The sequence below is a fragment of the Streptomyces sp. NPDC051173 genome (genome assembly GCF_040689515.1).
GTDB lineage: Bacteria > Actinomycetota > Actinomycetes > Streptomycetales > Streptomycetaceae > Streptomyces.
The window spans coordinates 21,960-29,826 of record NZ_JBFBBD010000084.1 but is presented as its reverse complement, the minus strand read 5'-3'; the positions used below and the strand labels follow the sequence as shown (position 1 = coordinate 29,826).

At 72.2% G+C, this 7,867-nt stretch carries 5 protein-coding genes; all 5 read left to right on the top strand.

What is annotated here, in order from left to right:
- The first annotated feature begins 189 nt into the window (after positions 1-189).
- The 5 genes from AB0435_RS29575 to AB0435_RS29555 all read left to right on the top strand — a co-directional run bounded on the left by AB0435_RS29575 (position 190) and on the right by AB0435_RS29555 (position 7,812).
- The gene (locus tag AB0435_RS29575; protein WP_366006954.1) at positions 190-1,683 is read left to right on the top strand and encodes a HAMP domain-containing sensor histidine kinase; all 1,494 of its coding nucleotides are present in this window, start codon (positions 190-192) and stop codon (positions 1,681-1,683) included.
- A gap of 39 nt (positions 1,684-1,722) precedes the next feature.
- The gene (locus AB0435_RS29570) at positions 1,723-2,985 is read left to right on the top strand and encodes a bifunctional glycosyltransferase family 2/GtrA family protein (protein WP_366006955.1); all 1,263 of its coding nucleotides are present in this window, start codon (positions 1,723-1,725) and stop codon (positions 2,983-2,985) included.
- A gap of 242 nt (positions 2,986-3,227) precedes the next feature.
- Complete coding sequence (locus AB0435_RS29565) at positions 3,228-5,228, top strand: glycosyltransferase family 39 protein (RefSeq protein ID WP_366006956.1); 2,001 nt, start codon at positions 3,228-3,230, stop codon at positions 5,226-5,228.
- A gap of 94 nt (positions 5,229-5,322) precedes the next feature.
- Positions 5,323-6,813, top strand: a complete 1,491-nt coding sequence (locus AB0435_RS29560) for an MFS transporter (protein WP_366006982.1) — start codon at positions 5,323-5,325, stop codon at positions 6,811-6,813.
- A 252-nt stretch (positions 6,814-7,065) separates the two neighbouring features.
- Positions 7,066-7,812: a TetR/AcrR family transcriptional regulator gene (locus AB0435_RS29555; protein WP_366428364.1), complete on the top strand. Its 747-nt coding sequence runs from the start codon at positions 7,066-7,068 to the stop codon at positions 7,810-7,812.
- The last annotated feature ends 55 nt before the right edge of the window (positions 7,813-7,867 follow it).

Sequence of the window (7,867 nt, the reverse complement as noted above, 5' to 3'; positions counted from 1 at the left end):
GCCGAGTCCGGCGGGCAGATCTCCGGCCAGATGCGTCGCCTGGGCTCAAACGCCGGACGGGCTGGATGGTGCGGACCGTGGCCAGCGTGCGGTTCGGGGGTCTGGGGGCTTGCCCCCAGTTCCGGGAAGGGGCGGGGCTGGGGAAAAAGCCCGCCGCAGGCGCAACAGACCCGCAGACGAAGGAGCAAGGTGAAGCAGAAAGCCCGCCGCAGGCCGTGGTCGTTGCGGACGCGGCTCGTCGTCGCCACCGTCACCCTCGTCGCCGTCGTCTGCGCAGTCATCGGCACCGTCACCACCATCGTGCTGCGCAGCTATCTCTACGGGCAGCTCGACACCCAGCTCAAGGAAGTGGCGAGGAGAGCCGCCGGGCCGCCCGGAGGGCACCGGTTCGATCCGCATGACGACGATCCGCTGGAGTTCCTGCGGGCAGGAGGGCAGCCCATCGGGACCGTGGGGGCCGTCACCGACGGGGGCGGGCTGAAGGACGCCGCCGTCAGTGCCGCCGGGTTCCCCCGGCCCGTGCTCGACCCGCTCACCGACGGGCAGCGCGCCGCGCTCGGGCGGCTCGGGCGGGACGGGCGGCCGCACGACGTGGAGCTGCCGGGGCGGGGATCCTTCCGGGCGATGTCCGTCGTGTCCGGGGACGGGGAGATGTCGTATCTCGTGGGCATCCCCACCACCGTCGCCCAGGACACGCTCGACACGCTCATCCTGGTGGAGGTCTGCGTCACCGCCGCCGGGCTCGTCGCCGCGGGCATCGCCGGGGCCGCGAACGTAGGGATCGCCCTGCGGCCGCTGCGCCGCGTCGCCGCCACCGCCACCCGCGTCTCCGAACTGCCCCTGCACAGCGGCGAGGTGGCCCTCCACGAGCGGGTCCCGGACGCCGAGGCGGATCCGCGTACGGAGGTCGGGCAGGTCGGCGCGGCGCTCAACAGGATGCTGGGGCACGTCGGTTCGGCACTGACCGCACGTCAGGAGAGCGAGACGCGCGTACGGCAGTTCGTCGCCGACGCAAGCCACGAACTCCGTACGCCGCTCGCCTCCATCCGCGGCTACGCCGAGCTCACCCGCCGGGGCGGCGAGGAGACCGGGCCCGCGACCCGGCACGCGCTGGGCCGCATCGAGTCCGAGGCGCACCGGATGACCGGGCTGGTCGAGGACCTGCTGCTGCTCGCGCGCCTCGACGCCGGGCGCCCGCTGGCCCACGACGAGCTCGACCTCTCGCCGCTCGCCGTCGACGCCGTGAGCGACGCGCGGGCCGCCGGGCCGGACCACAAGTGGCGCCTGGACCTGCCCGCCGAACCCGCCGAGATCCGCGGCGACCCCGCCCGCCTCCACCAGGTGCTGGTCAACCTCCTCGCCAACGCCCGCACGCACACACCGCGGGGCACCACCGTCACCGCCCGGGTGCGCGAGGCCGGCCCGTACGCCGTGCTGGAGATCGAGGACGACGGGCCCGGCATCCCCGCGGAGCTGCTCCCGCACGTCTTCGAACGGTTCGCGCGCGGGGACGCCTCGCGGTCGCGCGCGGGCGGCGGCACGGGCCTCGGGCTCGCGATCGTGCGCGCGGTCGTCGCCGCGCACGGCGGGCGGGTCGGCGTGGACAGCGTGCCCGGCCGTACGGTCTTCACCGTCGAACTGCCCCGGCGGGACAAGGGCATTCACAGCCCGCCCACAGGCTGACCACACGGGTGGGACAGCGGCGGCCGGAAGGGTCGGCCCATGACCCAGCCACCTCTCGGCGCGGCCCTCCCGGCCCGCGCCCCGCTGTCCGCGGAACGGGCCGTGACGGTGCTCGACGTCGTGATCCCCGTCCACAACGAACAGGATGACCTGGAGAGTTGCGTACGCCGCCTCCACGCGCACCTCACGGACACCTTCCCGTACGGCTTCCGGATCACCATCGCCGACAACGCCAGCACCGACCGCACGCCCGAGGTGTCCGCCTTCCTCGACGACACCATCGAGGAGGTCACCGCCGTCCGGCTGGAGCAGAAGGGGCGCGGGCGGGCGCTGCGCACGGTGTGGACGCTGTCGGACGCGCCGGTGCTCGCCTATATGGACGTCGACTTGTCGACCGACCTCAAGGCCCTGCTCCCGCTCGTCGCCCCGCTGATCTCCGGCCACTCCGACCTCGCCATCGGGTCGCGGCTGGCGGGCGGTTCGCGGGTGGTGCGGGGAACGAAGCGGGAGTTCATCTCCCGGGCCTACAACCTCATCCTGCGGACCGGGCTCGCCGCCCGCTTCTCCGACGCGCAGTGCGGCTTCAAGGCGATCCGCAAGGACGTCGCCGACCGGCTGCTGCCGCTGGTCGAGGACACCGGCTGGTTCTTCGACACGGAACTCCTCGTGCTCGCCGAGCGGGCGGGCCTGCGGATCCACGAGGTGCCCGTCGACTGGGTCGACGACCCCGACAGCTCCGTGCACATCGTCCGCACCGCCACCGACGACCTGCGGGGCGTCTGGCGGGTCGGCCGCGCACTGGCCACCGGCACACTGCCGCTCGACCGGCTGCGCCGCCCCTTCGGCGACGACCCGCGCGACAGGACGGTGCCGGGCGTACCGCGCGGGCTGGCCCGGCAGGCGGTCGGCTTCTGCCTCGTCGGGGCGGTGAGCACCTGCCTCTACCTGGCGCTGTACTCGCTCTTCCGGACGGGCACGGGGGCTCAGACCGCGAACGCCTTGGCACTGCTGCTTTCCGCTGTCGCGAATACCGCTGCGAATCGGCGGCTGACGTTCGGTGTGCGTGGGCGTGACCGGGCTCTTCGCCATCAGGCGCAGGGGCTTGTCGTCTTCGCGATCGGGCTTGCCCTGACGAGTGGGTCGCTGGCCGCGCTTTCTCTGGCGAGTGGCTCGCCTTCACATGGGACGGAGGTGGCCGTGCTTCTCTCTGCGAATCTGGCGGCTACGGCTCTTCGGTTTCTGCTGCTGCGGGCCTGGGTTTTCGCGCCGGTGGCGGATGAGGTTTCTGGGGGTGTGCGATGACTCGCCTGCGGCGCTTCTTTCCCCAGCCCCGGCCCTTCCCGAAACTGGGGCTCGTGCCCCAGGCCCCCGGGCTGGTTATGGCTGATGTGGGTGCGCAAATTCAGCCCGTCCGGCGTTTGAGGACACGCCCGGAAGGCGTTCCCGCCGCAGGCGGCAACGGACCCGCAGGCGGGGGCCCGGGGCGCGCAGCCCCGGTTTCGGGAAGGGGCGGGGCTGGGGAACAAGCCCGCCGCAGGCGCGACGTGGCCGCACTCGCGACGCTGCTGATCGCCACCGCCCTCCTCTACCTCTGGGCACTCGACAAATCCGGCTACGCCAACTCGTTCTACGCCGCCGCCGCCCAAGCCGGCAGCGCCAGCTGGAAAGCGTTCTTCTTCGGCGCGTCCGACGCCGCGAGTGCCATCACCGTCGACAAGCCGCCCGCCTCGCTCTGGCCCATGGGCCTCTCCGTGCGGATCTTCGGGCTGAGTTCGTGGGCGATCCTCGTGCCCGAGGCGCTGATGGGTGTCGCGGCCGTGGGCGTGCTGTACGCGAGCGTACGGCGGTACTTCGGCCAGGCCGCCGGGCTGCTCGCGGGGGTGGCGCTGGCGGTGACGCCGGTCGCGGCGCTGATGTTCCGGTTCGACAACCCCGACGCGCTGCTCTGCCTGCTGATGGTGTGCGCGGTGGCGTGCGTGCTGCGGGCGCTGGAGACGGCCGGGACCCGCTGGCTGCTGCTCGCCGGACTCTGCTTCGGGCTCGGCTTCCTGACCAAGACGCTCCAGGCGTGGCTGATCCTGCCGCCCCTCGCACTGCTCTACGCGTGCTGCGCGCCGGTCGCCCCGCTGCGCAGGGTGCGTCAACTGCTGCTCGCCGGGCTCGTCCTGGTGGTCTCCGGCGGGTGGTGGGTCGCGGCCGTGGAACTGTGGCCCGCGTCCTCCCGGCCGTACATCGGCGGCTCGCAGCACAACAGCTTCCTCGAATTGACCTTCGGCTACAACGGCCTCGGGCGCATCAACGGCAATGAGAGGGGCAGCGTCGGCGGCGGTGGCGGCGCGGGCGGCGGCCGGTGGGGGGACACGGGCATCACCCGGCTCTTCGGCACGGACATGGGCGGTCAGATCGCCTGGCTGCTGCCCGCCGCGCTGGTGCTGCTGGTGGCCGGGCTGTGGCTGCTGCGGCGCGCGGAGGGCCGGGACCGCATGCGGCGGCTCGCGTTCCTCGCGTGGGGCGGCGCGATGCTGATGACCTTCCTGATCTTCAGCTTCATGTCCGGGATCTTCCACCAGTACTACAACATCGCGCTCGCTCCCTATGTGTCCGCGCTCTTCGCGGCGGGCGCGGCCCTGCTGTGGAAGCGCAAGGCGTATCCGCTGCTCGCGCTGGTGACGGTGGGCACGGCCGGCTGGGCGTACGTCCTGCTGGACCGCACCCCGCACTGGCTGCCGTGGCTGAGGTGGGCGGTGCTCGCCGCGGGCGTCCTCGCGGGCGGCGCGCTGCTGCTCGTACGGCGCTCGGGCAAGGTCCTCGCGCGGGGTGCCGCCGTGCTGGCGGCGGGAAGCGCGCTGGCCGCGCCGTTCGCGTACACGCTCGACACCGTGAACACCGGGCACGGCGGGTCGATCGTGACGGCCGGGCCGTCCTTGGGCCGCGGGCACTTCGGCGGGCGCGGCGGGCACTTCACGCCGGGCGGGATGCCGGGTGGCCGGGGCGGCGGTCCCGGTGGGGCCGGTGGTCCTGCTGGTGCGGCCGGCACCGGCAAGGAAGGGGCCGGTGCGCACAGCGGGTTCGGCCGGAACGGTAAGGCGGGCGGCGGCATGTCCGGTGGGATGGGCGGCGGGATGCCCGGCGGCATGGGCGGTCTGCTCGGTGGCCAGAAGGTCTCCGCCGCCGCGGCCGCCGCGCTGAAACGGAACGCCGGTGACTACACCTGGCCCGCGGCCGCCGTCGGCTCGCAGAACGCCGCGAGCTACCAACTCGCCACGCAGGTGCCGGTGATGTCCGTAGGCGGCTTCAACGGCAGCGACCCGTCACCGACGCTCCGGCAGTTCCAGGCGTACGTGAAGGCGGGGAAGGTGCACTGGTTCATCGCCTCCGGGGAGTCGCGGGGCGGCGCCTGGGGCGGCGGCCGGGGCGGCGAGCAGGGCGGCGGGCGCGGGGGCCGCGGCGGTCCCTCGGCCGAGATCACGTCCTGGGTGACGGCCCACTTCGCGAAGGTGACGGTCGGCACGGCCACGTTCTACGACCTCACGAAGGCCCGGTAAAAAAGCCGTTGTACGGCGTAGAGGAGTTCTTGTACGGTGTACGACATCAGCCAGTCGTACACCGTACAAGGGGGGCCGTGTGACCGCCACGACCATGAACACCACCGACGCCGCCGGGAGACAACCCGAGCGCAATCCCGCGCGTTGGCTCATCCTCGGCGTCATCTGCCTCGCGCAGCTCACGGTCCTCCTGGACAACACGATCCTGACGGTGGCGATCCCCTCCCTCACCGAGGAACTGCACGCCTCCACCGCGGACGTGCAGTGGATGATGAACGCCTATTCGCTGGTGCAGGCCGGCCTGCTGCTCGCCGCGGGCAACGCCGCCGACCGCTACGGCCGCAAGAAGATGCTGGCCACCGGCCTCGCCCTCTTCGGGATCGGCTCGCTCGTCGCCGGACTCGCCTCGACCACCGGGCAGCTCATCGCCGCCCGCGCGGGCATGGGCATAGGCGGGGCGCTGCTGATGACCACGACGCTCGCCGTCGTCGTCCAGGTCTTCGACGACGACGAGCGCACCAAGGCGATCGGCCTGTGGGGCGGCGTGAGCTCGCTCGGCTTCGCCGCAGGGCCGCTCATCGGCGGCGCGCTGCTCAACCACTTCTGGTGGGGCTCGATCTTCCTGATCAACCTGCCGGTCGCGCTCGTCGGCCTGGTGGCCGTGCTCAAGCTCGTACCCGAGTCGAAGAACCCCTCCGGCGACCGGCCGGACCTCCTCGGCGCGCTCCTCTCCACCATCGGCATGACCGGCATCACCTTCGCGATCATCTCCGGCCCCGTGCACGGCTGGACGTCCGGACGGGTGGTGACCGCGGCCCTCGTCGGCGCGGTCGCGCTCGCCGCCTTCGCCCTGTGGGAGCGGCGCATCCCCTTCCCGATGCTGGACATGAGCTTCTTCCGCAACAGCCGGTTCGTGGGCGCCGTCGCGGGCGGCATCCTCGTGGCCTTCGGGATGGGCGGCTCGTTCTTCCTGCTCACCCAGCACCTCCAGCTCGTCCTCGGCTACGACCCGCTGGAGACGGGCCTGCGGATGACGCCGCTCGCGCTGGTGATCGTCGTCCTCAACCTCACGGGCGTCGGCGCCCGGCTGCTGCCCAAGGTGGGCACGCCCGTCGCCATCGCCGGCGGCATGGGACTGCTCGCCGCGGGGCTCGCGTCGATCGCGGTGCTCGGCGCGCACGGATACGGCGGGATGTTCCTGGGCCTGGTGCTGATGGGCGTCGGCATCGCGCTCTCCATGCCGGCCATGGCCAACGCGATCATGTCCGCGATCCCGCCGGAGAAGGCAGGGGTCGGGGCCGGTGTGAACGGCACGCTCCAGGAGTGCGGCAACGGTCTCGGTGTGGCGGTGCTCGGCGCCGTCCTCAACTCCCGCTTCGCGGCGCTGGTGCCGGCGGTGGCGGCGGGGGCGGGTTCGCTGCCGGCGGCTCTCTCCCGGGCGTCGTCCGCTTCTGATCAGGCCGCGATCCGTGACGCCTTTGCCTCCGGCGTGCAGGCGAGTCAGTTGGTGGGGGCTGCGGCTGTGTTCGCGGGTGGGGTTGTGGCGGCGGTGCTTTTGCGCAGGGCGGAGCGGGAGGTGGGGTGACGGGGTTTTCCCCTACCCCGCCCCTTCCCGAAACCGGGGAGACCCCGGACCCCAGCGCCCTTGGGGGTCCCCCCGGACGAAGTCTGGGGGCGCGTCCTCAATCTCCCCCAGCTACCGCTGGGAGGTGCCCCCACGGGCTGAAATCAGCCCGTCCGGCGATTGAGGACGACGTCGCAAGATCCCCCGGATTCACCCGCTCGGCCAGCGCCTAGCATTCGGTACGTACCACCCCGTAATGGAAAGGGAATCCGCATGGCGAGCAGTCGAGCCGAGAGCCCGCGGGCCAGTGTTTGGTTGTCACGGAAGGCGGTTCCCAAGCGGAAGGGGGACGGGGACGGCGGGCTCGATCTGGAGCGGATCGTGGCGGCGACCGTGCGGCTGCTCGACGCCGAGGGGCTCGCGAAGTTCTCGATGCGGCGGCTGGCCGCCGAGCTCGGCGTGACCGCCATGTCCGTCTATTGGTACGTCGACACCAAGGACGACCTCCTGGAGATCGTCCTCGACGGGATCAACGGCTCGATGGTGGTCCCCGACGTCTCCCGGGAGGACGAGGACTGGCGCGACCAGCTGCGCCTCCTCGCCCTGGAGTACCGCAAGATGCTCTCCAGCCACACCTGGGTCACCCAGCTGCTGGGCCGCTATCTCAACATCGGCCCGCGCTCGATGGCGTACACCAACGCCTGCCTGGCCGTCATCCGGCGCAGCGGCGTGGAGGAGGCGCGGATCACCGGGGCGCTGTCGGCCGTCTTCCAGTTCGTCTACGGCTTCTGCACGGCCGAGGGGCTGTTCAAGGAGCGCTGCAACGCCGCGGGCCTGTCCGAGGACGAATACTTCAAGCAGCTGATGGCCGAGGTCGCGGAGCGCGAGGACTACGAGGAGTCGTTCAAGGACGCCGCCGAGCTGGCGGAATCGCAGTCCCGGGAGGAGCAGCGCGAAGGGGACTTCGCCTACGCCCTGGAGACGGTGATCGCGGGCATCGAGGCCATGCGCGACCGCTGACCGCCGCCCGCCTCGGCCCCGTCTCTGTCCCGCGTACGGCAAAGCCCCGGTGGTG

What these genes read in the sequence shown, in the direction of transcription:
- AB0435_RS29555 (WP_366428364.1), top strand. Translation starts at nt 7,066, where the DNA reads ATGGCGAGCAGTCGAGCCGAGAGCCCGCGGGCCAGTGTTTGGTTGTCA.
- AB0435_RS29570 (WP_366006955.1), top strand. Translation starts at nt 1,723, where the DNA reads ATGACCCAGCCACCTCTCGGCGCGGCCCTCCCGGCCCGCGCCCCGCTG.
- AB0435_RS29560 (WP_366006982.1), top strand. Translation starts at nt 5,323, where the DNA reads ATGAACACCACCGACGCCGCCGGGAGACAACCCGAGCGCAATCCCGCG.